Annotated in this window: 22 protein-coding genes; 12 read left to right on the top strand and 10 right to left on the bottom strand. The window is 30.8% G+C overall.

Going from position 1 to position 25,321, the window contains the following annotated elements; all coding sequences use genetic code 11:
* Window positions 1-18: 18 nt before the first annotated feature.
* Complete coding sequence (locus ACUUYC_RS19095) at window positions 19-2,055, bottom strand: ATP-binding protein (RefSeq protein ID WP_474268371.1); 2,037 nt, start codon at window positions 2,053-2,055, stop codon at window positions 19-21.
* Window positions 2,056-2,173: 118 nt separating this feature from the next.
* Complete coding sequence (locus ACUUYC_RS19100; RefSeq protein ID WP_474268373.1) at window positions 2,174-3,040, bottom strand: fatty acid desaturase; 867 nt, start codon at window positions 3,038-3,040, stop codon at window positions 2,174-2,176.
* A 119-nt stretch (window positions 3,041-3,159) separates the two neighbouring features.
* On the opposite strand from ACUUYC_RS19100, the gene ACUUYC_RS19105 reads away from it, so the two are divergent.
* On the top strand, window positions 3,160-3,600 hold the full coding sequence (locus ACUUYC_RS19105; protein ID WP_474268374.1) for a PaaI family thioesterase: 441 nt from the start codon (window positions 3,160-3,162) through the stop codon (window positions 3,598-3,600).
* Window positions 3,601-3,739: 139 nt separating this feature from the next.
* On the opposite strand, the gene ACUUYC_RS19110 is transcribed toward ACUUYC_RS19105, so the two are convergent.
* Complete coding sequence (locus ACUUYC_RS19110) at window positions 3,740-4,300, bottom strand: DUF4494 domain-containing protein (protein ID WP_474268375.1); 561 nt, start codon at window positions 4,298-4,300, stop codon at window positions 3,740-3,742.
* Window positions 4,301-4,688: 388 nt separating this feature from the next.
* On the opposite strand from ACUUYC_RS19110, the gene ACUUYC_RS19115 reads away from it, so the two are divergent.
* From ACUUYC_RS19115 to ACUUYC_RS19135, 5 genes are all read left to right on the top strand, one after another.
* Window positions 4,689-5,153: a hypothetical protein gene (locus tag ACUUYC_RS19115; protein ID WP_474268376.1), complete on the top strand. Its 465-nt coding sequence runs from the start codon at window positions 4,689-4,691 to the stop codon at window positions 5,151-5,153.
* Window positions 5,153-5,650, top strand: a complete 498-nt coding sequence (locus ACUUYC_RS19120) for a hypothetical protein (protein ID WP_474268377.1) — start codon at window positions 5,153-5,155, stop codon at window positions 5,648-5,650. Before ACUUYC_RS19115 ends, ACUUYC_RS19120 begins: the two co-directional genes overlap by 1 nt.
* Before the next feature lie 38 nt (window positions 5,651-5,688).
* On the top strand, window positions 5,689-7,368 hold the full coding sequence (locus ACUUYC_RS19125; protein WP_474268378.1) for a PhoX family protein: 1,680 nt from the start codon (window positions 5,689-5,691) through the stop codon (window positions 7,366-7,368).
* A gap of 78 nt (window positions 7,369-7,446) precedes the next feature.
* Window positions 7,447-8,403, top strand: a complete 957-nt coding sequence (locus ACUUYC_RS19130) for an alpha/beta hydrolase family protein (RefSeq protein ID WP_474268379.1) — start codon at window positions 7,447-7,449, stop codon at window positions 8,401-8,403.
* 94 nt (window positions 8,404-8,497) lie between these two features.
* Complete coding sequence (locus tag ACUUYC_RS19135) at window positions 8,498-9,697, top strand: GTP-binding protein (protein WP_474268381.1); 1,200 nt, start codon at window positions 8,498-8,500, stop codon at window positions 9,695-9,697.
* Window positions 9,698-9,760: 63 nt separating this feature from the next.
* Here the strand turns inward: ACUUYC_RS19135 and ACUUYC_RS19140 are convergent, their stop codons facing one another.
* Window positions 9,761-10,405, bottom strand: coding sequence for a thiamine phosphate synthase (locus ACUUYC_RS19140; protein WP_474268383.1), 645 nt, complete (start codon window positions 10,403-10,405; stop codon window positions 9,761-9,763).
* 2 nt (window positions 10,406-10,407) lie between these two features.
* Window positions 10,408-11,019: a DEAD/DEAH box helicase gene (locus ACUUYC_RS19145; protein WP_474268385.1), complete on the bottom strand. Its 612-nt coding sequence runs from the start codon at window positions 11,017-11,019 to the stop codon at window positions 10,408-10,410.
* 221 nt (window positions 11,020-11,240) lie between these two features.
* Here ACUUYC_RS19145 and ACUUYC_RS19150 point away from each other — a divergent pair, with 221 nt between their 5' ends.
* On the top strand, window positions 11,241-11,690 hold the full coding sequence (locus ACUUYC_RS19150; RefSeq protein ID WP_474268387.1) for a KTSC domain-containing protein: 450 nt from the start codon (window positions 11,241-11,243) through the stop codon (window positions 11,688-11,690).
* 92 nt (window positions 11,691-11,782) lie between these two features.
* Window positions 11,783-11,974, top strand: a complete 192-nt coding sequence (locus tag ACUUYC_RS19155; protein WP_474268389.1) for a cold-shock protein — start codon at window positions 11,783-11,785, stop codon at window positions 11,972-11,974.
* Window positions 11,975-12,052: 78 nt separating this feature from the next.
* On the opposite strand, the gene ACUUYC_RS19160 is transcribed toward ACUUYC_RS19155, so the two are convergent.
* Window positions 12,053-13,783: a hypothetical protein gene (locus ACUUYC_RS19160; protein ID WP_474268391.1), complete on the bottom strand. Its 1,731-nt coding sequence runs from the start codon at window positions 13,781-13,783 to the stop codon at window positions 12,053-12,055.
* Between the two features lie 145 nt (window positions 13,784-13,928).
* Entirely contained in the window at window positions 13,929-14,819 is an 891-nt protein-coding gene (locus ACUUYC_RS19165) for a LysR family transcriptional regulator (RefSeq protein WP_474268393.1), read from the bottom strand.
* 128 nt (window positions 14,820-14,947) lie between these two features.
* On the opposite strand from ACUUYC_RS19165, the gene ACUUYC_RS19170 reads away from it, so the two are divergent.
* From ACUUYC_RS19170 to ACUUYC_RS19180, 3 genes are all read left to right on the top strand, one after another.
* Window positions 14,948-15,646, top strand: coding sequence for an aspartate/glutamate racemase family protein (locus ACUUYC_RS19170; RefSeq protein WP_474268394.1), 699 nt, complete (start codon window positions 14,948-14,950; stop codon window positions 15,644-15,646).
* 16 nt (window positions 15,647-15,662) lie between these two features.
* The gene (locus ACUUYC_RS19175) at window positions 15,663-16,517 is read left to right on the top strand and encodes a LamG-like jellyroll fold domain-containing protein (RefSeq protein ID WP_474268396.1); all 855 of its coding nucleotides are present in this window, start codon (window positions 15,663-15,665) and stop codon (window positions 16,515-16,517) included.
* A 208-nt stretch (window positions 16,518-16,725) separates the two neighbouring features.
* A complete protein-coding gene (locus tag ACUUYC_RS19180) occupies window positions 16,726-19,101 on the top strand; it encodes a hypothetical protein (protein ID WP_474268398.1) in 2,376 nt (791 codons plus the stop codon).
* A gap of 20 nt (window positions 19,102-19,121) precedes the next feature.
* On the opposite strand, the gene ACUUYC_RS19185 is transcribed toward ACUUYC_RS19180, so the two are convergent.
* The 3 genes from ACUUYC_RS19185 to ACUUYC_RS19195 form a co-directional block, all read right to left on the bottom strand.
* Complete coding sequence (locus ACUUYC_RS19185; protein ID WP_474268399.1) at window positions 19,122-20,894, bottom strand: ABC transporter ATP-binding protein; 1,773 nt, start codon at window positions 20,892-20,894, stop codon at window positions 19,122-19,124.
* A gap of 157 nt (window positions 20,895-21,051) precedes the next feature.
* The gene (locus ACUUYC_RS19190; RefSeq protein WP_474268401.1) at window positions 21,052-21,678 is read right to left on the bottom strand and encodes a hypothetical protein; all 627 of its coding nucleotides are present in this window, start codon (window positions 21,676-21,678) and stop codon (window positions 21,052-21,054) included.
* Between the two features lie 323 nt (window positions 21,679-22,001).
* A complete protein-coding gene (locus tag ACUUYC_RS19195) occupies window positions 22,002-23,699 on the bottom strand; it encodes a helix-turn-helix domain-containing protein (protein WP_474268403.1) in 1,698 nt (565 codons plus the stop codon).
* Window positions 23,700-23,950: 251 nt separating this feature from the next.
* On the opposite strand from ACUUYC_RS19195, the gene ACUUYC_RS19200 reads away from it, so the two are divergent.
* Window positions 23,951-25,291 carry a DEAD/DEAH box helicase gene (locus tag ACUUYC_RS19200; RefSeq protein WP_474268404.1) on the top strand — a complete coding sequence of 447 codons (1,341 nt, stop codon included), beginning with the start codon at window positions 23,951-23,953 and terminating at the stop codon, window positions 25,289-25,291.
* The last annotated feature ends 30 nt before the right edge of the window (window positions 25,292-25,321 follow it).

Raw genomic sequence — 25,321 nt, forward strand, 5'->3', positions numbered from 1 at the left:
TTTGCGATATATATAAGTTTAAACTTTCCAAGTAAATTGTATCGTTGTTCCAACTCCTTTTTCAGAGTCTACTGAAATAATTCCGTGATTTTCAGACACAATTTTCTTTACTATTGAAAGCCCAATTCCTGTACTTTCAACTTCACTATTTATCTCTAATTGACTAAACATTTCAAAGATTTTAGTATGATATTTTTCTTCAATCCCAGGACCATTATCGCGTACTAAAAACGTGTACTCATCTGGAAGTTTAGAAAATGTAATTGTAATGATGGCGCGTTCTTTATCATTATGTTTAATGGCATTCTGAATCAGGTTTTGAAATACATGCTTCAATTCAATCCTATTTGCATGAATTTGAATATTATTCGTAGGAAGATGAATAGTATGTTTATTCTCTGTATTCGTAACATCTATTACTTCATCTAACAAATCGTTCAAATAAAACAATTCTTTTATTTTTTTCCCTTTGGTGATTTTTGAATATTCCAAGAGATCGTTAATTAATGCATACATTTTTGAAACTCTATCTTTCAATTGCTTAAAACGATGTGTAACTTCTTCATCTTGTGTAACATCAATATCTTCTTCAATAAAAGAAGCCAGCGTATTTATTGCTATTAATGGCGCTTTTAAATCATGTGAGACGATATGATTAAAACTGTCTAACTCAGCATTTGTTTTTTCTAAATGATTTAAATTTTCTTTTAATTCAAGGTTTACATCCGAAAGTTCTTTTGACTTTATAGAAATTTCTTCTTTCTGTTCCAATGCAAATTCTTTTGTCTTTTCAAGTTCATGAAATGAATTCGAAAATCGTGTCATTAAAAGCATTGAAAGTAGTAAAAACACAACGATATAGCCAAAATTGACATAAATCATCGTATTTCCTTCAGTACCTAAAAAAATAAAAATATGTGTAAAAAAAATAACCGATGCTAATAATGTACTTGTCAATAGCAAAATTGACTCGTGTCGTTTACTAGTAATCGCTTTGATAATTACAAAAGAAACATATATTAAGTTAATCACCATTAAGATCAAAAATGGCAGTACAAATCTTGTAAAATGTGGCGCTGGCAGAAAAATAACTAATGCTGTAAGTATGTAAAAACCATACTTTATAATCTTTTTATACGGTTTATGAACGAAATTGGAGAAAATAGTATAGAAGAAAAGACTCGCAGAAAGGCCAGCTATAAATAATGTTACATATTCAATCTTTGTTAGTAATATCCAACTGATTGATCCAGAGATTTCTGCAAAAGGTGCATATCGATCACTTAACGTCATATAAGCTAGAGAAATACAAAGAATTGCAAAATAAAGCACAGCACGATCTTTATTCCAGTAAAATAAAAAGAATAATAAAAAGAAGATTCCTATAAAGCTTAAACTCCCAATAAAGATCATATCAGCAATAACTCGCTTGGATTTTATACTCAAAAGATGTTCACTCGTACCAAGTAGTAGTGGTTTGTTAATTCCACCTTTATTATGATAAAAATTAGCCACTTGAATTACAATTTCAAAATCAGTTTCGTCTGTACTTAATGGAATGATTTGAGAAAACCGCCTGTGTATTGTTTCGGATTTTGATGTACTTACATGACCAATTTCTGTAATTAATTTTCCATTAACCCATGTTTTAGAAGAAGCGTATGTAGCTGGTATATACAGTGATATATGTGATCTTTCTTTTGATACAGAAAATTGTAATCGATATGTTGCATATCCAAAAGAAGGAAGTTTTTCAGTATCAGAAAGTGCAAAATTTGTCCAATTATCCAATGAAACTTCTTTGAAAGGTATATTTGGGTTAAAGTTTCCAGGTTCAATTAAAGCATCCCAATAAAATTCCCAACCAACTTCAAGAGGTATTTCTGTAGTATCTTCAGTAAGAGTTATAGTAAGATGCTCACTTTCTTGTTGTTCAAAACAAAATGCAGACTGTATTGAAAGTAGAAAGAATATACTAAAATAACAGATAAATTTAATGCGTTGTTTGTTGAACAACCATGTATATATTAGTAAAATTCTAAATAGTATTTTCATATTCCGGATACCCAAAATAAGTAATATAAATGACTTTTTGAAATTATAGAAACCTTGTCTGTTATTCTTTACTAAAAAAATATCAATACTCTAAAACTAATGTATGAAAAATGACTGCTTACATTTTAGATTTAAAGCTTAATAAAAAATGCCAAAACATTGCAAACCCGGACCATGTATAGGATTTCAAGTATTTTGAATCTATATTGCTTTCAATTTCCTTATGTATTTCGGGAAGTTCAGTCCAATGCGCAGACGGATCAATATGGTGAGCTGTATGATATCCAAAATTATTCCCTAGTTTATTATATCCTTTGTGAAGTGAATTATTTGAATGAGAATACTTCCCATCTGCTGTGTCAAAATGGTTTAAGTAATCAATATATCTAGAAACAAAATGCACTAAAAAATACCAAGGTAAAACATAGTATAAGGCTAGGTCTTGATTCCATCTAAAAAATAGTGCAAATACGATAAAAGGAATAAATTGTTCAAAAAATGCAATTCGATAATGCACAGGTTCTTTTTCATTCTTTAAAATTCCTTTTTTAAAAGATTCAATTAAAGGCATATAAATAATTGGAAAAACAGTTCGTGCAGAATATATCATAGCGCCAAAAATGCTAAACTTTTTAATTTCCCAATTATGACCTTCTCCATAATCTTTTATATGTGGTACATGATGTCTATACTTATGTTGAATACGCCAATTATAAGCTGTCATACCAGTAACTATTCCCATGGAAAGATCTAATATAAGGTTAAGAAAACTACTCTTTGTAAAAGGACGATGTATATGAAGGTGTAATACGTGATTAATGTCATTTAGAAACATCCATATAATCAATACCGTTAACACTTCATAGCCTGGATATAAGCCAAAAACAAATGGGCTGATAAAAATAAAAGGTGCTGTTAAAGCCCTAATTACTAAAAAAACATCTTCTTTATAATAAGTAATCATGATTAGGTAAATTAGTTTCACTCAAATTTAGTAATATTTTTCAACTTTTATTTACGTATTTATACGTGTTTTCAAAGTAGGATTTAAATGATAATTAATTATATTTATAAAATTTAAATTTATTAAACCATCAGAATTATATGAATATACATAAAATGACAGGCCTAGAGATTATGCAGGCTTTTGCAGATGGAAGTTTACCGATGCCTAGTATTGCGCATACAATGCCAATGGAAGTTGAATCCGTAAGTAAAGGAGAAATTGTTTTTATTGTAAAAGCAAATAAGAACCATATTAATCCATTAGGCGGGATTCACGGAGGCTTTGCAGCTACAGTTATTGATTCTGTGACAGGATGCGCTTTACATACAATGTTAGATCCTGGAAGTGGATACAGTACAATTGATTTAAATGTGAAAATGTGTTTGCCGGTTCCTATAAATACAGCATTAAAAGCAATTGGAAAGGTCATTAATATTAGCAATAAACTAGCAATATCGGAAGGGAAAATTATTGACGATACAGGTGCTATTTACGCATATGGGACAGCTTTATTAAAGTTACATATCAAAAGAGATTGAAACTGTATTGTTTCATGAATGTAGTTTTAATAAAAGTAAGTCGTTCTTCTAAAAATATGTAAAAACATTTCCTGTAGCAGGAAATGTTTTTACATTATAGTTTAAATTAAAAGTAATTCTACAATAGAATTTATATTCGTTATTCAGTTTCAACTGAAAGAACATCGGCCAATTCTAATTCTTCATCCATCGTATTATTTACAGGTACGGAATCTTTCAATGCGATGAACTCTTCCATCTTTTTCATTTCACTTTCTTCACCAGAAAAATACGGGAATACATCCATAATAGGAGATTCAGAAATTGCAGGAATTGTATATTCTGCCATTGTATCTTTCATTGCAGTAACAGTATTCTCGTATGCTTCTTTTACATCATTTCCTTGTATCAATAAATATTGATTGCTTTTACGCTCTTTACCGCTTTCTTCATCAAAGGAAATCATAGAAACTTTGCACTTAAACCATCTGTCAGAATTCTCAAACGGATGTATTTCTGCATAATTAGCGACTTTTATATTTGTAATCTTAATTTCTTCACCTTCTCTCAAATAGGCAGCCATTTCTTGTGTAATTCTACTTTCTGCCTCTGTATAGGAAATAGCATCCACTAAAAAAGGTTCTGTTTTTAGTTTTTGTTCACCTGTAACTTCATCAAGTTTTCTGTACTTTACTTTGCATTCATACCAAGTTGCGCTCATATATCTTTTTTTAAGGGCGACAAATATAGGATTTTCGTTCAGCTAAAAAAGTCAAAAATGAGAATAGATATTCACATTTATAAGAAGCAATTTATACCTGTTTTAATGTGAGTAAGTTAGGTTTCATATACTATTGAATTTTATCCGTAAAGCTTAGTTATCATAATCAGGCTTAGAAAATATTATAACGCAACTTAGTTGCATTAATAAATATTTTAGTTAATTTCGCAACTTAGTTGCATTAGCAGCTTTTAATTATAGTATGGGTAAATTTTGTTTTAATAAAAGTAAAGAGCAAATTAATAAAAGGAAATAATCATTTTCTAACAAGTACAAAAACTACTTTAAAAGCTGCTATATAATAAGATTTATAATAAAAAAATTAAAAATGATAGCGAAAGAACAAGTATTAGAAGCTCAAAACAATTGGGGTAATGGTGTCGTAAAAATTGGCGCATTAAAAGATAACAGAATTGAATGTGAGAAGTTTACAAACGATTTTCTTGATAAAATTTATGCGTTTGAAGCAGGTTCAGTTTCATTTAAACCAACCAAATGTGAAGTAGAACAGTTTAGACCAACAAAACCAGAGGCTATATCTTATTTCATTGCAGGTGAAGACCGTGTATGTATAGAGGATAAAGGATTTGCTATTCAACCTTGGACAAAGGTAAGATTTGAAAATTCAAACCTTATTTTAGAAGAAAATCGTGCCATAGCAATGGGGAACTACTTTTTTACCGATTTAGATGGCAATGAAGCAAAGGTAGAATATACATTTGGTTACAAAATAATAAACGGAGAATTTAAAATTGATTTACATCATTCTTCATTTCCTTATAGCGCAAACTAATGCAAAAACGTCTGTACCTTATATGTCCTACTGATTGCTTAGAAACGATCATAAATAAGACATTTAAGTATGAAAATTATTTTTATACTTCATTAGGTAATTCTTTTGTGCCTGATATTGAAACATTAGAATATATAAAACAATTGGTTGAAAAACATCATATTAAAGAGATTCATTTTGTCCTTTCTATGAACAATCAAATTGTTTTAGATGCACTAAGTGATCAGAGTTTTTCTAAAATTACAGGATTAAACAATTTTTATACCGAAATCGAAAAGCAACATAAACGTTCAAAAGTAATTGCTCAACCTGGGAATCACCAATACTCGATTATTTCATATTACTTGAATAAGAAAATAAAAATGCTACAATTAGAATTAAATAATTTGCTAAATGAACCTATTAAAATAGGAGGTAAGATGTATAATAAATATCAGAATGCATTTACAGATATTTTTTCTGATTTAGTTTGTTTAAAAAAGTATCATTTAAATTAAAAAGACAAATTATTAGTGTAAACAACTTGATATAAGGTATGGAATATAGTCGTAGAAAGTTTATTTCTTTTATTGGAAAAGCAGGTATAGGATCTCTTATTATACCCCAATTCTTAATAAGTTGCGGTAATACAACTACGCCAACAAATGATTTTAATAAAATTTCTAAAAAAAGACTTAACGAACTAAAAAAACTTGTCTTAAAAGGTATAGCTTCTTCTGATAAAGATGATTTGTTATTAGCAAATGGACTAGATTATCATACAATCATAAAATGGGGAGAAAAAATTAGTGACAAAGATACCTTTGGATTTAATAATGATTTCACCTGCTTTATTCCTTTTAATGATGATGATCCAAAAGACGGTTTGTTATGGGTAAACCATGAATATATAAATCCGCTTTTCATTTCTAATTTTAATTATAGAGAATCTGAAAATTCCAATCAACAGAAAACAAAAGAACAAGTAGATAAAGAAATGTATAATGTTGGTGGAAGCATTGTACGAATTAAAGAAGAAAATGGCGTGTGGAAAGTTGTTAAAAATGATCCACTCAATAGACGTATTACTGCTAAAACTCCTATGAAACTAAACTGGGATAACCCTATAAAAGGTGAAACTACAATAATTGGAACAAATAGCAATTGCTCAGGTGGTATTACACCTTGGAAAACGTTTATCACCTGCGAAGAAAACTATGATAGCTGTTTTGGAGAAACTGAATATGATGAAAATAATGTAGCCACTCATAGACCAAGTTATTATGGATGGGAAATGTTTTATCAATATCCACCAGAACATTATGGTTGGGTTGTGGAAATAAATCCAAAAGATGGAATAGCACAAAAACATATTGCCCTTGGAAGGTTTGCTCACGAATGTTGTACGTTATATGAACTTGAAGATAAGCGAGTAGTGGCGTATACTGGTGATGATAAAAATAATGAACATTTATATAAATTTATTTCTTCTAGACCCAGCTCTTTAAAAGAAGGAACATTATATGTAGCAGATACAATTAATGGAAAATGGCTCGCCTTAGATTGGGAAAATCAATCCGTTTTAAAAAACAAGTTTAAAAATCAAACTGAAGTGCTAATTAGAGCAAGAGAAGCAGCAAAATTACTAGGCGCTACAGAATTAAATAGACCAGAAGATATTGAAATTGATCCTATTACTGGAAATATATTTGTCTCGTTAACGAATAACAAAAGTAAAAATGATTTTCATGGTTCTATTCTAAAAATAGAAGAAACAAATGGAGCATTTGATGCTTTAACCTTTAAAGCCGCTACTTATAAAGCTGGAGGAGAGGCAAATGGGTTCTCTTGTCCAGATAATCTTGCATTTGATTTATCAGGAAACCTTTGGATAACTTCTGATATTTCTGGAAGCGCAATGAACAAAGAAGATAAACCATACATGCCTTTTAAAAACAATAGTCTGTTTGTAATTCCACGATTTGGTAAAGATGCAGGAAAAGTAATTCGAGTTGCTTCAGCACCAATAGATGCAGAACTTACAGGTCCTTGGTTTTCTCCAGATGGGAAAACATTGTTTTTAAGTGTGCAACATCCAGGCGGAGAAACTAAAGATTTGAATACACCAACCAGCAAATGGCCTTTTGATGAAGATAATATTCCAAAACCAGCAGTTGTTGCAATTACTGGCGATTTAATCGAAAAAATGAATCTATTGAATCAAATCGAAGCTTAGTATACTAACAATAGAATGTTTAAACCATCAATTCCTTTATATGTAAACATGATAGGTTAATTAAATAAAAACATAGTTATGAAATATCAATTTACACTAATTCTACTTTTAACTTTATTGTGCAATTCTTTTATTCATGCACAAAACGGGAAGATTATAGAAAAGGAAAGGTTAATTTTAAGTGATGCAATACTTGCTAAAATTCACAAAGCTGATTCAACAATGATTACAGCGCTTAAGAATATAGAATTCTACCGAATAACATACCTATCCGATTCATTAAAAATAAAAGGATTTATCGCCAAACCTATTCAAAAAGGTAAATTTCCTTGTATTATTTCAAATCGAGGTGGAACAGCTGATTTTGGAGCATGGAATGAAACTGGAGTAGGCTTCTTTTTGGGAAAACTCGCTAGTTGGGGATATGTGGTGGTAGCAAGTCAATATCGTGGAAACAGTGGAAGTGAAGGAAAAGAAGAAGTAGGCGGGAAAGATGTAAATGACGTTTTAAATCTGATTCCTACTTTAAATGAAATAGACAATGCAGATACATCAAGAATAGGAATAGAAGGTGCTAGTAGAGGCGGAATGATGACATACCTTTCACTCAAAAAAACCTGTCAATTCAAAGCAGCTGTTGTGCTGGCTGGTGCAGCCAACGCTTTTAAAGCACTTGAAAGTCGACCAGAATTTGAAGAACATGTGTATGCTAAGTATATTCCTAATTATAATGACAATAAAGAAGAAAAACTCAAAGCTCGGTCTGCAGTATTTTGGGCAGATAAAATGTGTAAAACAACACCTCTTTTAATAATGCATGGTAGTTCCGATTGGCATGTTAAAGCGTCTGAGTCATTGGAGTTAGTGAATAAATTGTATGAATATAAACATCCTGTACGTTTTATTTTATTTGAAGGAGCTGACCATGGAGTAAGAGAATTTCGTAACGAGTTCTTTACTCAAACAAAAAAATTCTTCGATTACTATCTAAAAGACCTTAATAACTTGCCAAATATGGAATTACATGGAAGATAGAAAAGCTAATAATAGATATATTAGAAAAATCTAATGATAAAAATTAATAAACAAAATCAAATAGAAGTATAACTATTAGATACTACAAAATAAGATGAAAAAACTACCTGTAACTGTTTTAAGTGGTTTTCTAGGAGCTGGAAAAACTACTTTATTAAATCATATACTTCATAATAAAGAAGGATTAAAAGTGGCAGTAATTGTCAATGATATGAGCGAAGTTAATATTGATGCTCAATTCATTGAAAATGAAAACACGCTTTCTAGAACAGAAGAAAAACTAGTGGAAATGTCTAACGGTTGCATTTGCTGTACACTACGTGAAGATCTCATGATAGAGGTAGAAAAATTGGCGTCTCAGAACAAGTTTGATTATTTATTAATTGAAAGTACTGGAATAAGTGAACCAATTCCTGTGGCACAAACTTTTACCTTTGAAAGTGAAGATGGCAACATCGATTTAAGCCGTTTCAGTTATGTAGATACTATGGTAACTGTGGTTGATGCGTTTAATTTCTTAAAAGATTTTTCGAGTTCAGATTATCTTACAACAAGATCACTTACTAATATAGAAAATGATAACAGAACCATTGTAAATTTATTGACCGATCAAATTGAATTTGCCAATGTAATCATCATCAATAAAATTGACCTCGTAACTGCGGATCAGATAGAAGAACTTCGTGCCATTATTCATAAACTAAATCCAGAAGCTCATATTATTACAGCTAATGAATCTAAAGTTAAACTAGAAAATGTTCTCAATACTGGTTTATTTGATTATGAAAAGGCCGAAGCTTCCGCAGGATGGTTAAAAGAACTAGAAAATGAGCATGTACCTGAAACGGAAGAATACGGAATAAGTTCCTTTGTTTTTAGAAGTAAAAAACCATTTCATCCAGAACGGTTTTTAACGTATTTGAATCAACGTTTTCCTCAAAATATTATTAGAAGTAAGGGTTTGTTTTGGTTAGCCTCAAGATCTAATCAAGCATTGTTATGGAGCTCTGCAGGAGGTTCTTGTAAAGCAGATGATGCTGGTGTTTGGTGGTCATCTATGCCATTCTCGGAACGAATTAACTATGCTTCATTTAGAGAGAATCAAGATCAAATTGAATCACATTGGGATGCGAGATTTGGTGATAGAAAAATAGAGATTGTTTTTATTGGACAACATCTAAATAAAGAAAAAATGATCGCTGAATTGGAAGATTGTATACTTACAGAACTTGAAATACAAGCATGGAAAAAACAAGTATTCCCACAAAAAGATCAATGGCCAATAGCAGGATGAAAAATAAACGTGTGAATTACGAATACCTATAAGATCGACTTGTTCTTTTAAAACTTTTTAATTTTATTTGAATGTATAACGTTGTTCTTCTGTTGAAGATGCTTTTAGTAACTGGTTAAATATTTGTATGGAATTAAAATCGCGTGTAATTTCTTCTGATACTGCAATTCCAGAAATTCCAGTTTCTAATATGTCTGTAACATCTTTTGTAGTAATGCCACCAACACCAATTATTGGTGTTTCGGTGTTTAATTCTTCAATGATTGCAGTATACCCGTTTAAGCCTAAAACTGAAGGTAAATTATCTTTCGTTGTTGTATCTCTAAAAGGACCTAAACTAATATAATCAACTTCTTTAGAAATTAATACTTCACAATCTTGCAACGTATTAGCTGATCCACCAATCATTTGCCAAGTATATAAATGCTTTCTAGCAATCGTAGGGCAGGAGCCAGTTTTATCTAAATGTACACCATCAGCTTTTATCTCTTTTGCAACTTTATAATGATCTTTTATAATTAATCTAGTTTGAAAATGAGATGTGATTTCTCTAGCTTCTTTGGCTAATTTTAAGATCTTTTTTTGTGAATTATTTTTAAAATGCAATTCCACCAATTCTATACCAGATGAACAAGCTTTTTGGATATTTTCTAGCTGTTCTTTTGGTGAACTCCCTTGAGATATATAATGTAATTTTGGTATAACCATGATTAGATAGACACAATTTTAGAATATTCCATAAAATAAGATTCAAAACGCTTTAATATTGGATGCATTTTTTCTGAATATATCACATATTGACATTTATCAACACTATTTGCAATAGACATCAGTGCTTTATATGCCGATTTTTGAATTAGAAATTCAGCATCATCAACACTAAATATTTTCAATTGAGAAACGTTTAATCCATTCAAAAGCAACAACTTATTCATAGACACAGGTGTAGAAATAAGAATATCAATACCTTCAAATATCTCTGATTTCTGCACATCAATATGAAGCTGTTCATATCCTACATACACTCGCAATGAAGTATGCTTTGTATATGTTAAAAAAGTATCATATAATTCTAATGCTTTTTCTTTATTTTCAACAATAACTACAGCTCTTGGCGAAGTTCCGACTGCTTCACATTTTAATTTTTGTAACGTAGTAAGTATCAGTGTCGTTGTTTTTCCGCTACCTTTTGAAGCAGTGCAATAGACATTGGAACCACTTTTTATTACAGGAATACTACTGCTTTGAAAAGGCGTAGGTGTTATTATTTCGAAATGTGCTAATTTCTCTTGTATATCAGAATGTAGTTTTTTAAAAGGCATAGGAATTAAAGAAATAACTGTTTGATGTCGTATTTATAATAATTATGGCAAATATACTACCTGCAAACGAATAAATGGAAGAAGTTTCTTTTTCTATTTCATAAGGAACAAGTGAGTTGCTTCATTTTTTAGTCTACCGAAATAAATAATTCTTTTATTGAATACTATTGTAGTTCATCTAATATTAACATGTACTTTTGCGCTTTCAAATAAATTTTGACATGAAACGCATAAACGAATACAAGAAACTCTTTGGAGTCGAAAACGAAATCGAATTAAAAACGTTGAAAAAGAGTTACCGTAATTTGGTGAAAGAATGGCATCCAGATAAATTTCAAAATGGAGATGCTTTACAGGAAGAAGCAGAACTTAATAGCCGAAGAATTATTGACGGATATCACTTCTTAGTAAGTATGGCGCCTGAAACGAAAGAGAAAAACTTACCAGAATATACAGAAACGATCACCAATTCAGCAATTGCAGATTACCAACACAAAGGTTTGTTGTTAGAATTGACTTTTACGGATGGTTCTACCTATGAATATTTTGGAATCACTAAAAAGGTTTTTCAAAAAATGATGAATGCTGGAAATCTAAATCGTTTTGCCAAACGTATGATATATCCTAAATATATGTACAGAAGAACGCAGCGTACGCTAGAGAATGCTTAAGAAACATACATTAATTATTCTTTAGGAATCTTATCATTCTTGGCACAGTAATTGAATATAGGTTAGTATTATTAAAAATTAAATATAGTACAATGAGTAAAGGAACAGTAAAATTTTTCAACGACACTAAAGGATTTGGTTTCGTAATTGAAGAAGGTTCAAACAAAGAACATTTCGTTCACATTTCAGGTTTAATCGATGAAATTCGCGAAGGTGATGAAGTTGAGTTCGATCTTGAAGAAGGAAGAAAAGGTTTAAACGCAGTAAACGTAAAAGTTATTTAATATATACTTCAAACTTTACAAAAGCCCATCAATTATTGATGGGTTTTTTTTATATATAAAACTTTGAATTATAGCCGATTAATCATGTGATTGTTTAGGTGCAATTATTGTTTCTTTATCATCAGGACTATATGGTTTCTCTGTAATCACAGGTCTTTTTCCAAAATTAAAACTTAACATTCCATCACCATTACCTTTCCAGTTCATATGGCAACTGATACATCCTTGCTGATCAAAACTAGCAGAATCTACAGGACCAAATGGACGTGCTTTTTCCCAAAACCAACGTACTTTACCATCTTTATCTATTGCCTTATACATAATGGTTAACTCTACTAAGTCACTAAAATGTGGTTCACCAGGCGGAATCGTTCTATAATTTTCTTTCAAAACAATACTTCCAATTGGCAACGTAGTAATTGTTGTAGGATTGTCAGTATAAGCATTTAAAGCAATATCATTTACATAAATTTTAATCATTTTTCCATGTGGATTTTCACCAGGAGTCGCTTTACTAAAAACATTCCATTGATCATCTGGCCAAGTTCCCCATTTTTTATATGGATTCACACGCATTACATACTTTAATAAATCGGGTCCATTAGGTTCAGGTAATTTGGCAACAGGATCTTGTGCTCTTCCCATTACCCAACTAAAATCTGATAAAATAGTAGGATTGGAAGATCGTGCGAAAGCATGACAACCTATACAACTACTAGCAGTTTGATTAAAAGTCTCCATGCTACTATTCGCTAAATTTTGCAGTATTGGATTTCCTACTTTTGTTTTATCTGTAGGCCATTGCACTCCAATAAGTTGATAATGTTCCCAAACAGATTTTTTTTTATGTAACTTCTCTTGATAGTCTTTATTTGATTTTTTTACCCAGTCTGGAATAGGATTTTGCCTTGTTACTTGTGTCATTATTTGATCAGGACAATCACGTTGTCGGCTATTATCTTCACAATAATCGATAGCTTTTGAAGGATCATAAAAAGAAGGCGTAATACCAGCTTTTATTGTGGCTTCTGTTTCCACATTATCATTTTGCTCAAAAGTCATCCACACAAAATTAGGATTAGAAGGTGTTTTATACACAATATGAAGTCCTACTAAACCAACTAATTGTTCTGAACAGTATTTAATATTATTTTGTACTGCATCAGGAATAGAATCATTTTTAATAGTATCAGTATCCGGAATGTACACAATAGCTTTAGAAGTATAATAACGACTTATATCATCTTTTTCAGAATCTAAAATTCGCCATGAGGCTTTAAGTTCCATACTTCCCGTAGGAAATTTGATTTGATTTCCTGCTTGTTTTAAAGCATTATAAAATTGATTCTCTAATACATATTGAAACATTGGTTTATTCATATAAACCTCATAATGCACCAGATTAGAATTTTTATCAATAAGCACTCCACCAACTGCTTGCGCTGTTTCTGTAATCAACGGACTTATTTTGGATGTAGTTCGTAAAATTTTATGGTTCGTGTTAATACTATCACATATTATTTGATTTCCTGGAGTAGGTTTTCCCCAATCCGAAGGTGTTTTAGCATTATCCAAAAAGATATCATAGGCTTCTTTGTAGTTTTCCCATTGAGTTCCTGTTCCGTCAGTTGTTGGTGTATTAATTGCTAAAAAAGTATCCCATGCAAACGTAGCAGCTTCATTTGGCGTTGCTCCTGAGCGCAAATCTGTTGGAACTTTATCAGTTATAACAGCATATTCTGATTCAACAGTATCTTTACAACTCGTTAACAAACAAAGTAATGTGAGTATATAAAAGGAAGTTTTCATAATGGAGGTAGTTGATTTTGAGTACATAAGATACCTTATAAAAAGGATATACACATACTAACAAATCTATTTTTTCCTTAAGACAACTATTTTTTTAGCAAAAAGATACTTTTATAACAAGTAACACAATTGTAAGCTAAGTGAATTATACCTCCAAAAAATCTTCCTCAAAACTAGAGATAAAATCATGAATATATTTCTTATTTCGATGCTTCATTTTTACAACTAAGTAATGTTTTCGTTTTAAACCATTTTTTCCAATACGTTTAAAAACCAATTCTTTAGATAGCTTAAAAGGAGTTAATTGCCATTTTGGAGCACACATAATTCCCATATTGGCATGTATCATTGCTAATGTAATTTCAGTAAACGGAATTGCAGAAATTTTTATTGGATGTATTTTATTTGGCTTTAAAAATTGCTGATAAACAGCTACACCATCTAATGGAAAAGAATTGATTATTAAATGTACATTTCCAAAATGACTTGCGTCTAAATAATCTAAATCATTTAATTGATGCTCTTCATGCATAATCGCAAAAATTTCATCTTTAAAAACAGGAATACTTAAGAGTTCTTCAGATTCAGGTTTTGAAGTTACAATGGCAATATCTATTTCATTTGATAATACTTGTGATATTGTTTGATGCGTTGCTCCAAGACTTACATCTATTTCTATTTCAGGATAAAGAATCCCCATTTTTTGTATAAATGATGGAATGGAATGAAAAAATGATTGACATTCAGCACTTAATTTAATAGTTCCTTTTGAACCTTCATTAATATGTTTTATCGCGCTAAAACCTTCATCAATAGTACTAAATAATTTATTAGCCAATTTATATAATTCAGCACCTTCTTGAGTTAATTCCCATTTATTTCTTGTTCTGTGAAATACTTTAAAACCCAATCGTTCTTCTAACTCACGTAATTGATGACTTAAAGCTGACTGTGTTAAAAAGAGATGTTCTGTAGCATTAGCAATACTGCCTTCTTCGGCAATTGTTTTTATGAGTCTAAAATATTTGAGTTCCATACTTACAAAGATAAGTTGCTTACTTATAAGTTGTAGTTGAAATAATTTCAGTGATGGTTTTATTTATCTCAATTTCAAAACTATTCGAGTATATCTATAGATTATAGCTTTGTAGAAACTAAAATTAAATGAAAACAATAGGATTAATAGGAGGAATGAGTTGGGAATCATCAAAACTATATTACGAGTTTTTAAATACCAAAGCAAAAACGCTATTAGGAGGTTCACATTCTGCAAAGTGTATACTAGTTTCTGTCGATTTTGCTGACATAGAACGATTGACTTTTAAAGGCGATTGGAATGCTATTGGAGAACTCATGAAACAAGCAGCAGAGCAGTTAGAAAGAGCTGGAGCAGACATTATTTTATTATGTACAAACACAATACATTTAGTAAGTCATTACATTTCTGAAAATGTAACGATTCCTTTTCTACACATTGCTACAACTACTGGTGAATCTATCAAAAAACAAGGCTTACAAATAGTAGCGTTATTAGGAACAAAATTTACCATGGAAAAAGATTTTTACACCAAAACATTAATGAATGATTTTGGCCTTGAAATTTTAATTCCTGATGCCAAAGAAAGACAAGTTGTCCATGATATAATTTATACTGAATTAGTAAAAGGACAGTTTACAAATGCTTCAAAGCAAAAGATAATTGAGATTATAACAAAACTGGAAAATCAAGGAGCACAAGGTATCATTTTGGGTTGTACAGAATTACCTATTCTAATATCAAAATCAGATGTAGAAATTCCACTATTTGACACTGGAAAAATTCATGCACATACAGCTATTGAATGGAGTCTTAATAATGTTTAACTTTTAATAAAAAACCATGAAAACTACTAAGCTTTTATCTATATCTAGCGTATTCTTATTTTTCATTGTGAATATTTCATTTTCACAAAACAAACAATTAAAAAATCATATCCTTTTCTATAGTTCATTTGACGAAAAACTATCCGCAGACTTTTCTATTGGCGATGCAATGATGTATACAGCAGAAAACTATAAAAAAATAGCTAATGCCAAATCGGGCTTACATAGTAAAGATGTTGTGTTAGCTAAAAACAAAGGTCTTACAGGTGATGCACTTCACTTTAAAAAGCAAAACAAGTCTGTTATTTTTTATAAAGCTTATAAAAATGTTGGTTACAGTAGTAAATCATGGAGTGGTTCCGTTTCGTTTTGGTTGCAATTAGATCCTAACAAAGACTTAGCTCCTGGCTATTGCGATCCAATATGTATTACGGATCATAAATATAACGATGCGGCTTTATGGGTAGATTTCACAGATCATGATCCTAGAAAATTTAGATTTGGAGCTATGGGAGATTTAGACGTGTGGAATCCAGAAAACAAAAACGATGAAACTAAGTGGGAAAAGCGTACTGTTACCGTAAATAAGCCTCCTTTTCAGAAAAGAAAATGGACACACATCGTCATTACTTATTCAAAAGTAAATACTCCAAAATCAACATTCAAACTATATCTAAATGGGGAATTTAAAGGCGTTATAAAAGATATCAATGATCCATTTACATGGGAAACAGAAAAAGGCAAAATAATGCTAGGTTTGGGTTATATTGGCTTAATAGATGAACTAGCTATTTTTGATAAACCACTAGATCTAAAAGATGTTAAATCAATTTTCAAACGAAAAAAAGGTCTAAAAAAACTATTCAAATAGAAGTATTGACAATCACAATTTTTGGCTTTTATCATATGGACAAAACCTCTTTTTTCTTATATTAAATCATTTCTATAATTATATAGAAAAAATCTTAAAAATTATACAGGAAAAAAACCCTTTAAAAACAAGGGGAAACCATATCATATCTTCTGATGAAGTAAATATTTTCGGATAGAAGTATTTTCATAATTTAAAATCATTTAAAATGAAATATAAAGGCTTAAATTTCCCACTATACATAACTGTAAGTTTAGCAGTGCTTTTTTTTACTAATGGCGTATATGCTCAAGGAAGCTTTGAACAAATAGCTGTTAAAAATAATAGCATAAATTATTTTCCGAGTCACTTGGGTACTAATGGTTGGATATTGAGACCCGAAGATAAGATCTCTCAGGTTGGTAAATTCAATTTTGCGAATAGAAGCGAACTTATTATTCAAGGTCGGTCAGGTCTAGGGATTATTGCATTAGATGCAAATAACAAATTTGCTACAGTTGAACAGGCAGCAAATGGCTCAACGATAACAGCATCGTCTAGACAAGGTTGGAGAGTCAGTACAAATGATAAAATACAAGGTGTTGGATATTTTCACCCAAACTATAAGCACGATATCTTAATACAAAACAATTCCAGGTTGGGAATTATAAGTTTAGACAATAACAGCAATTTTTTAACAACAAGTATTATTGCTAACAATCAAAGGTTTGAAGGTGGATGGCTTTATAAAAGAACGGATCAAATTTTAGGAATAGGTGATTTTGATAATGATAATAGAAGTGATTTTATAATTAAAAGCAACAGTCATTTAGGCATCATAAGTGTTGATGATAATGGACGTTTTAAAGCAATTACCAGTGGAATTAGTAACTCTTATCTAGGCAATTCATTTTGGAAATTCAAACTGACAGATCAAATTTTAGGTGTTGGAGATTTTGATGGAAATAACCATAGTGATTTTATTATAAAAAGTAATACCAATCTATCGATTCTAAGTTTAGATGAAAATAAAAAATTTACGCGTGTTGCCATAGGAAGTAGAGGCAAATATTTAGGTGATTCGTTTTGGAAATATAAAGCGACAGATGAAATTTTAGGTATTGGAAAATTCAATCGAGACGATCGTAGTGACTTTATCATAAAAAGTGCAACCAATATCTCTATACTTAGTGTGAACGATTCAGGAGACTTTACCAGAGTTACCATTGGACAAGTAGGAGAGTATTTAGGAGATTCATTTTGGCGATATAAAGCGACAGATGAAATTTTGGCAATTGGTGATTTTAACGGTGATAATCTTAGTGATTTTATCATACAAAGTAATACACATATTGCGATTATTGGTGTCAATGAATCAGGGAATTTTTTTAGTAGCATAATATTAGCAAAGAATACTGCATTTAATGGTTCAGAAATTAGTTTTCCAGGATCGAATGATTATAAAGGTGTTGGAGACTTTAACGTTGATGGTCCTAGTGACTTTATCATTCATAACAATTCTTCTCTGGGGATTTTTAACTTCCAAGAAGACAAAAATAGATACTTTAACGTCGATGATTGTGATGAATGTACTCGTATTCAAGAAGAAGAAGTTGCAAAAGTAATGGGTGAAATGCTTGGTATTGATGGTGGAGATCCAACTGGTGATTACATTAGTACTGCAGCAGCTCTTAAACCTGTGTTATGGGGAAGAAACTGGTATCCAATACTAGGAACTAGAGAAGTATTATGTGGTACATTTGAAAGCTATGGTGTTACTAAAGGTGTATTTGATAATGTTAGAGGAGCTAGCGAATATGATTGGAATATAAATATAAATCCTAATGCTAGCTTTGAAAGACTAATAGACGAAGTAAGACCATATAGAGAGCGACCTGATGATGAATGGAAAACATGTCGTGGCCAACCATGTATGGAAGCTGAAGTTACACCTCCAACAGCACTAAATGATTATCATTATTTTATGACAGAACGAGATAGTACCTTATTTGTACAAAATGAACAAATTTGTGTTTATGGTCCTTGGGTTAGAGAAGAAGTACATGGTAATAGACCAGAAATACATCCTTCAGAACTGCTTTGGTGGGAAAACGCTAATGGATCAAAAGTAATGGTCATTGTAAAAGATGCTTCCGATCGATTTGATGAAGCTAAAAACTTTAAAGATAAACCAAGTAGATTTAGACCTTGGGCAGCTGGTCCAATGGTAAAACAGTTTAAAATAGCATTTTCAGTTGAAGTAGGTTCACAAACAGAACAGTATACTTTAGATGTTGGTAGAAGCCACTATGCAAATACATATAAAAATGCAAGCATATCTGAAGATGTATTTCCAGGAAGACGATACGGTCTTGAGAAAAATGGACAAGTTCCAATTCTTGTTATTGAAAGTTCAAAAGCTGATAAGTATTTAGGTGTTACATTTGATTCCGTTTGTTACAATGCATCTACGAATCTTTTGCAAGGTTACATATTGGTAAAGGCTCAAATAGGAACTAGAGCTGCTACATTTATGAATGATGCTGAATTGGGTGCATTTTTGGAAATTACATTAAATAAAGAAACCGTTACGATCAGAAGGTAATAACTTTAAGGTTTCTTCAATTATATTTTTGCTTGATAGGTATATAACTCATAATATCTACCTTCTTTAGCAATCAATTGATCATGTGTTCCGCGCTCAACAATATGTCCGGCTTCGATAACTAAAATTTGATCTGCTTTTTTTATCGTGCTTAAACGATGCGCAATAACAATAGTAGTTCTGTCTTTAATTAATTCCGTTAAACTTTTCTGAATTAACGCTTCACTTTCGGTATCTAAATTTGACGTTGCTTCATCTAAAATAAGAACTTTAGGATTTGCTAAAATAGCACGAGCAATTGCTAAACGTTGACGCTGACCTCCAGAAAGTTTCACACCTCTTTCTCCAATTAAAGTATCTAAACCTAATTCAAATCTGTCGGTAAATTCGTTTACATACGCTGCATTTACGGCATTTGTTACTTCTGTTTCATTAGCATTTGGTCTTGGAAACATAATGTTTTCACGAATCGTACCTTCAAATAAAAATTCATCTTGCAAAACTACACCTAAATATTGGCGATAACTGCTCAATTTGACTTGCGATAAATCTTGATTATCAATAGTGACTTTACCCGATTGTGGTGTTAAAAATGTAGCCGATAGTCCAGCAATAGTTGATTTCCCGGAACCTGAACTTCCAACTAAAGCTGTCACAGAGCCAGCTGGTGCTTTAAAATTAATATTATGCAAGACTTCTTTTCCTTCATCATAAAAAAATGAAACATCATTAAATTCAATATCACCATTTATAGTCTTTAACTGAATAATTCTATCTTGATTATCATCTTCGGCAGTCATATTCATAAGCTCTTCAGTTCTATCTAAACCTGCTAATGCTTCCGTTAACTGGCTCCCAATATTACTCATTTGCACAATTGGCGCAACCATAAATGCTAATAGAAATGTAAATTGAAGAAAATCACCAAAAGTCATCGTGCCTTCAATCATATAATAACCACCAATACCCATAACTCCTGTCGTTGCAACACCTATTAAAAAGGTTGAAGAACTCGTCATTAAAGCGGTTGCTGTCATACTTTTTTTAACATTCTTAAAAATATTAGCCACACCTTTTTCAAAAATTTTACTTTCTTGCTCTTCGGCATTAAAGGCTTTAATCACACGAATACCTGCTAAAGTTTCGGTTAATCGTCCTTTTACTTCAGCATTAATTTTTCCTCTGGTTCTAAAAATTGGTCTAATATATTTAAATGACTTTAAAGCAATGATTCCAAAAATTGACAAGGGAATAAATGTAAAAAGTGTCATCCAAACGTTCATTTTTAGTAAAATAACTAAAGTTAGAATAGCTGTAAACGTTCCACCAACTAATTGCACTAATCCTGTTCCTATAAGATTACGAACACCTTCAACATCGCTCATAATTCTAGATACTAAAGCACCTGATTTTGTGTTATCGAAAAAACTAATTGGTAAGGACAATACTTTCTTTTGCACTTGAGCACGCAATTCACTAATTAAATATTGTGCTTGTATACTCAATACCTTAGTGAGCAAAAAAGAGGTAACTGCTTGAACTAAAATAGCGCCAAGAACAATAAAAATTAATGTATACAATTGATTGTAATCTTTATTAGGTACAACTTCATCCATCAACACTTTACTTTGTAGTGGTAAAACAAAACCTGACAAACTCCTAATGATTATCAATAGTAAGCCGATAAAAACTAAATTTCGTCGAGGCCAAATAATCGTTTTAAACGCTTGTTTTAAAGTCGCCCTTGACTTTGATTTGTCTTTATCTTCTGCTGTTTCTTTTAAATGTCTCATATATGCTGGTAAATACTATAATTTGTAAAAATAGGCATTAGTAAGAAGATTAAATAGTTAAACTGAATCTTATACAAAACAAAAAACCTTAACAATGCGACCATTGTTAAGGTTTAAGTTATTTCCTTTATTAAAAAATATTAAATATGCTATTTAATTAATGCCAACCGCGTATACCAGAGGTAATATCATTAAAATTGTAGTGCTGTAAATTTGTAACAAACCTTACAGTATGTCTCGGAACAGAAAAAGTAAGTGTTCTTCCTCCATAATTTTTATGCTCATACAATCGTACATAAAAAGTTGTATTAAGAGAGTTTGTAATATGAAGAGAAGAAATTATATCATGCCAATTATTATAATGACGTAGTTCGGCACGAGCAAAATTATTAACGATATCCTCACGAGCATTACTTCTAAAATATGCATCACCAAAAAATGATGTACTTGTAGTTCCAACTGGGATTTTAGCCTGTATTTCGTTATTTTTTAAACTTTTAGAGAATGCTTCTAATTCTTCATCTGTATCAAATAAATATACTTTGTTTTCTTCTCCAAAATCAAATATATGAGCCGAATTAAGAGCGTTGATGATTTCATCATTTAATTTAGTCTTGTCAAGTCCGTTGTCATCATTTGTTTTTGTAAGGTATGAAACACCTTTATAAATAATAGCAACTTCTTTTTGCTGTTCAGGATTCGTTTCTGTAGCAATTTCATCTTCAGAACATGAAGTTATAAAAACGGCTAAAATCATTAAAAATATTGAAAGATTATATTTCATGGATATAAAAATTAATTATTGATATATAATTCCTGTAAACATTTAAAGACACTCACAGTTTGTGTCTATGTATTCTTCGCGAAAGAATATTGTTTAGATCTGTATTGGAATTAAAATTATTGAATTATAGCAATATGAAACAACCTATTCTCCCGTAATTAGCATGATTTGAGGTTGAGTTTTCTGTGTAAAAATATCTATTTTTAACGCAATAAAAAGAGATGTAAATTTTAAGATTTACTATGAATAAAATCTCAGCAGAGTAGTTGATTTTAAGTGAATTACAAAGAATTGAGCACTATTTTAGTTTAAACGCATTTTACTTAATTTGAGGTTGATTTTTTTTCATACTCATTTAAGTTTTTAATATAATAGGAAGGATATAATTTGGTATGCGTTTTAAAGTGCTTTGTAAATGAATTGGCGCTCTTGTAACCTAATTCTTCTGATATACATTCAACAGAATAGTTTCTAAATGCTCGATCTTCTTTTAATCGTTTTAGTGCATAATTAATTCGTAATCCATTAATGTATTGATAAAACTTTTGCTGTTTGTACTTATGAATAGTTTTAGATAAATACGTTGTGTTGGTCTTTAGTTTTTTGGCCATACTACGCAAGCTGCAATTGGTATTTAGGAAATAATGTGTTTGTTCCAATTTATCTAACCCAAGTAAAATAACTGCTGCCTTTTCATCTTTTATAATTAATTCATCTTTTCTTTTAGGCTTTACATCTTCGGTTTCTTTTAAAAGTTTCTGAAACGCAATGTTATTCAGTTTTTTATTTCTTCTAAACTTTAAAATTGTAAAAAATGAAACTAAAATAATTAGTGCTATAAATAATAACAAATAGCGTACTTTATTTTTTTCATTCAATGCTAAGTCTAATGACGACTGTAATTCATTCTCTTTTATTAAAAATAATTCTTTAAGAACTTCATCTTTATTAAGATCATTATGTTCATATAACGTAATATACTTTTGAGTATAAATTGATGCTTCAAAATTTTTATTTTGCAATTCATAAGCCTTAACCATCAGTTTATAAGCAAATTGAAGTTCTGGCGGATTAAAGTTATTGCTAAAAGTTTCTCTTTCAGTAGTTACAGTTTGTTCTACTCTTTTAAAATATTTAATTGCGTTTTCTAAATTTGTCAATTTGTAATAAGAATATCCTATAAAATAGCAGGTTTCCGTAAGTCGTGCTTTATTATTGAGCTGTATAATTAGTTCTTCAGATTTCTCAAAATACTTAATTGCTTCATTATAAAAACCTTTTTTCAAATAGGCCTTTCCCATATCATTGTAAAAGTAACTCACTACTTCAAGATTATTTCTATTTTCACTGATACTGAGCCCCATTTTGCTATAATGCAAGGTAGAATCGGGTTTATTGGAGGTTAGATAAACTCTTTCTATTCCCATAAGTGTACTAATAACCAAATCGGTATTATTCCTAACCTTTCTAGTGAGTTTTAAATTATTTCTATATGTTCTTAAAGCTTCTTCATGTTGACCAATTCGTTCCTTAATCTTTGCTATATTATCAGAAACTCTAATTTTTAAAGCAACATTATCATATTCTTCTGCAATTTCTGATGCTTCCATATAGATAGAAAGCGCCTTTTGATTATTTCCTAGATGGTAATAAGCATTTCCTTTAATTAATAAGGCTTCAAATAAATAGGTTTTATTTTTACGTTTTTCAGCAACCTGAATCAAACGATTACTATAGGAAATAGCATCATTGTAGTATCCTTCTATATTGGAAATATCTCCTAATTGATAAAGAGATATATAAAGATAATGTTCATTATAATCTTTTTGACATTTTTCTAGTAGGTTAGTGGCATAACTTTTCGCGAAACTTAAATTTGAATACTTATTTTCAAGAATTATTTCCTCTATCGCTTTATAAGAAGTTGTTTTATTAATTACTTGAGCAGATAAATTATATGAAGTGAAAATCAAAATCACATAAAAAAAGTAATATAAAATGGTATACGGTATAATTCTCATGAGAATTATATGTCGTCAAAAAAGAATACTACTTACATTGTTTTAAAAGCTTTTCTGTTAAAGTTTTGTGAATAAGGTTTATAAAAATGTATAATAGGTGAAAGTGTAGGTGTGAAGTAAGAATGTAATAAGAGTTCCAAATCATGTATTTAATCATTCTATAAAGAGTATGCGTAAATTTCGCTAAAAAATAATCCAATCAACACCACATCTTTCAAAACTGCAACTATCTTTGCCGAAAATTATTTTTCATGTCAAAGCAGTTTTCAGATTTAGGAATTAATGAGCAATTACAACAGAGTTTAGCGGACTTGCAAATAACTGTTCCGACAGATATTCAAGCAAAGACGATTCCGGTTGTACTACATCAAAAAGAAGATGTGGTTGCTTTAGCAAAAACGGGAACTGGAAAAACTGCTGCTTTTGGTTTGCCATTAGTTCAACTTATTGATACTGAAAATACAGCAATTCAAGCTGTCATACTCACACCAACACGAGAATTGGGACAACAGATTTATAACAATTTGGAATCTTTTGCAAAACACAGTCCTGAAATTTCTATTGCTTCTATCTGTGGAGGCGTTCCTATAAAACCTCAAATAGAACGTTTAAAAGAAGCGACACACATCATAGTAGCAACGCCTGGACGTTTGGCAGATTTGGTAAAACGTGAAGCTATCAACATCAAAAACATCGCTTATTTCATCTTAGATGAAGCGGACGAGATGGTAAGTGCGTTAAAAGAAGGATTGGATAGCATTATAAAAGAAATTCCTAAATCGAGAAGAACTTTACTATTTACGGCGACAATGCCTGGAACCATCAAACAATTGGTTCAAAATTACATGTCCAAACATGTAGTGCATATTGAAGCGGACATGTCAACAGTTGGTCATCAAGGAATTGAGCATCAATATGTAGTAGTAGAACCGATAGAAAAACTAGAAGTTTTACTTCATTTTTTAAGTTCTAAGCAAGGTGAACGCGGTATTATTTTCTGTAAAACCAAAGCTGCTGTTAATAAACTAGCAAAAAAACTAGCGATCAATAAATTCTCTTCTGGCGCAATTCATGGAAGTTTGACACAAGGAATTCGTGATCGTATCATGGGACAATTCAGAGAAGGATTCATAGATATCTTAGTCGCTACCGATTTGGCGGCTCGTGGTATTGATGTAAAAGAAGTTTCTTATGTTGTCAATTATCATTTGCCAGACACGTATGATACGTATGTACACAGAAGTGGACGAACGGCTAGAGCAGGAGCAAAAGGACTTTCCTTATCTGTCATACAAAAAGAAGAAGTAGTAGAAATTCCTGAATTTGAAGATGAATTAGGCATTGTTTTTAAGGAATTTAAAAAAGCTGATGCACAAAGCATTGAAGAAAATAATGGTTTGTTATGGGCTAAAAAAATATTCAAAACAAAACCTAATCGTGATGTTTCTGAAGATTATAAAGCGAAAATAAAAACGATATTTCATCATTTAACAAAAGAAGAATTAGTAGATAAAATATTTGCTAATTATTTAGCAGAAACTGGCGCAGCTACTACAAAAGATGACACTCCAAAAAAGAAGAAAAAGAGGTAATTGAACTATCTTTTTCTTATATTAGAATTC

It is taken from the genome of Kordia sp. E, assembly GCF_056033805.1.

Bases quoted from the DNA above. Each gene is read 5' to 3' on its own strand.
- ACUUYC_RS19095 (WP_474268371.1), bottom strand. From the start codon at position 2,055: ATGAAAATACTATTTAGAATTTTACTAATATATACATGGTTGTTCAAC.
- ACUUYC_RS19105 (WP_474268374.1), top strand. From the start codon at position 3,160: ATGAATATACATAAAATGACAGGCCTAGAGATTATGCAGGCTTTTGCA.
- ACUUYC_RS19110 (WP_474268375.1), bottom strand. From the start codon at position 4,300: ATGAGCGCAACTTGGTATGAATGCAAAGTAAAGTACAGAAAACTTGAT.
- ACUUYC_RS19115 (WP_474268376.1), top strand. From the start codon at position 4,689: ATGATAGCGAAAGAACAAGTATTAGAAGCTCAAAACAATTGGGGTAAT.
- ACUUYC_RS19120 (WP_474268377.1), top strand. From the start codon at position 5,153: ATGCAAAAACGTCTGTACCTTATATGTCCTACTGATTGCTTAGAAACG.
- ACUUYC_RS19125 (WP_474268378.1), top strand. From the start codon at position 5,689: ATGGAATATAGTCGTAGAAAGTTTATTTCTTTTATTGGAAAAGCAGGT.
- ACUUYC_RS19130 (WP_474268379.1), top strand. From the start codon at position 7,447: ATGAAATATCAATTTACACTAATTCTACTTTTAACTTTATTGTGCAAT.
- ACUUYC_RS19135 (WP_474268381.1), top strand. From the start codon at position 8,498: ATGAAAAAACTACCTGTAACTGTTTTAAGTGGTTTTCTAGGAGCTGGA.
- ACUUYC_RS19140 (WP_474268383.1), bottom strand. From the start codon at position 10,405: ATGGTTATACCAAAATTACATTATATATCTCAAGGGAGTTCACCAAAA.
- ACUUYC_RS19145 (WP_474268385.1), bottom strand. From the start codon at position 11,019: ATGCCTTTTAAAAAACTACATTCTGATATACAAGAGAAATTAGCACAT.
- ACUUYC_RS19150 (WP_474268387.1), top strand. From the start codon at position 11,241: ATGAAACGCATAAACGAATACAAGAAACTCTTTGGAGTCGAAAACGAA.
- ACUUYC_RS19155 (WP_474268389.1), top strand. From the start codon at position 11,783: ATGAGTAAAGGAACAGTAAAATTTTTCAACGACACTAAAGGATTTGGT.
- ACUUYC_RS19160 (WP_474268391.1), bottom strand. From the start codon at position 13,783: ATGAAAACTTCCTTTTATATACTCACATTACTTTGTTTGTTAACGAGT.
- ACUUYC_RS19165 (WP_474268393.1), bottom strand. From the start codon at position 14,819: ATGGAACTCAAATATTTTAGACTCATAAAAACAATTGCCGAAGAAGGC.
- ACUUYC_RS19170 (WP_474268394.1), top strand. From the start codon at position 14,948: ATGAAAACAATAGGATTAATAGGAGGAATGAGTTGGGAATCATCAAAA.
- ACUUYC_RS19175 (WP_474268396.1), top strand. From the start codon at position 15,663: ATGAAAACTACTAAGCTTTTATCTATATCTAGCGTATTCTTATTTTTC.
- ACUUYC_RS19180 (WP_474268398.1), top strand. From the start codon at position 16,726: ATGAAATATAAAGGCTTAAATTTCCCACTATACATAACTGTAAGTTTA.
- ACUUYC_RS19185 (WP_474268399.1), bottom strand. From the start codon at position 20,894: ATGAGACATTTAAAAGAAACAGCAGAAGATAAAGACAAATCAAAGTCA.
- ACUUYC_RS19190 (WP_474268401.1), bottom strand. From the start codon at position 21,678: ATGAAATATAATCTTTCAATATTTTTAATGATTTTAGCCGTTTTTATA.
- ACUUYC_RS19195 (WP_474268403.1), bottom strand. From the start codon at position 23,699: ATGAGAATTATACCGTATACCATTTTATATTACTTTTTTTATGTGATT.
- ACUUYC_RS19200 (WP_474268404.1), top strand. From the start codon at position 23,951: ATGTCAAAGCAGTTTTCAGATTTAGGAATTAATGAGCAATTACAACAG.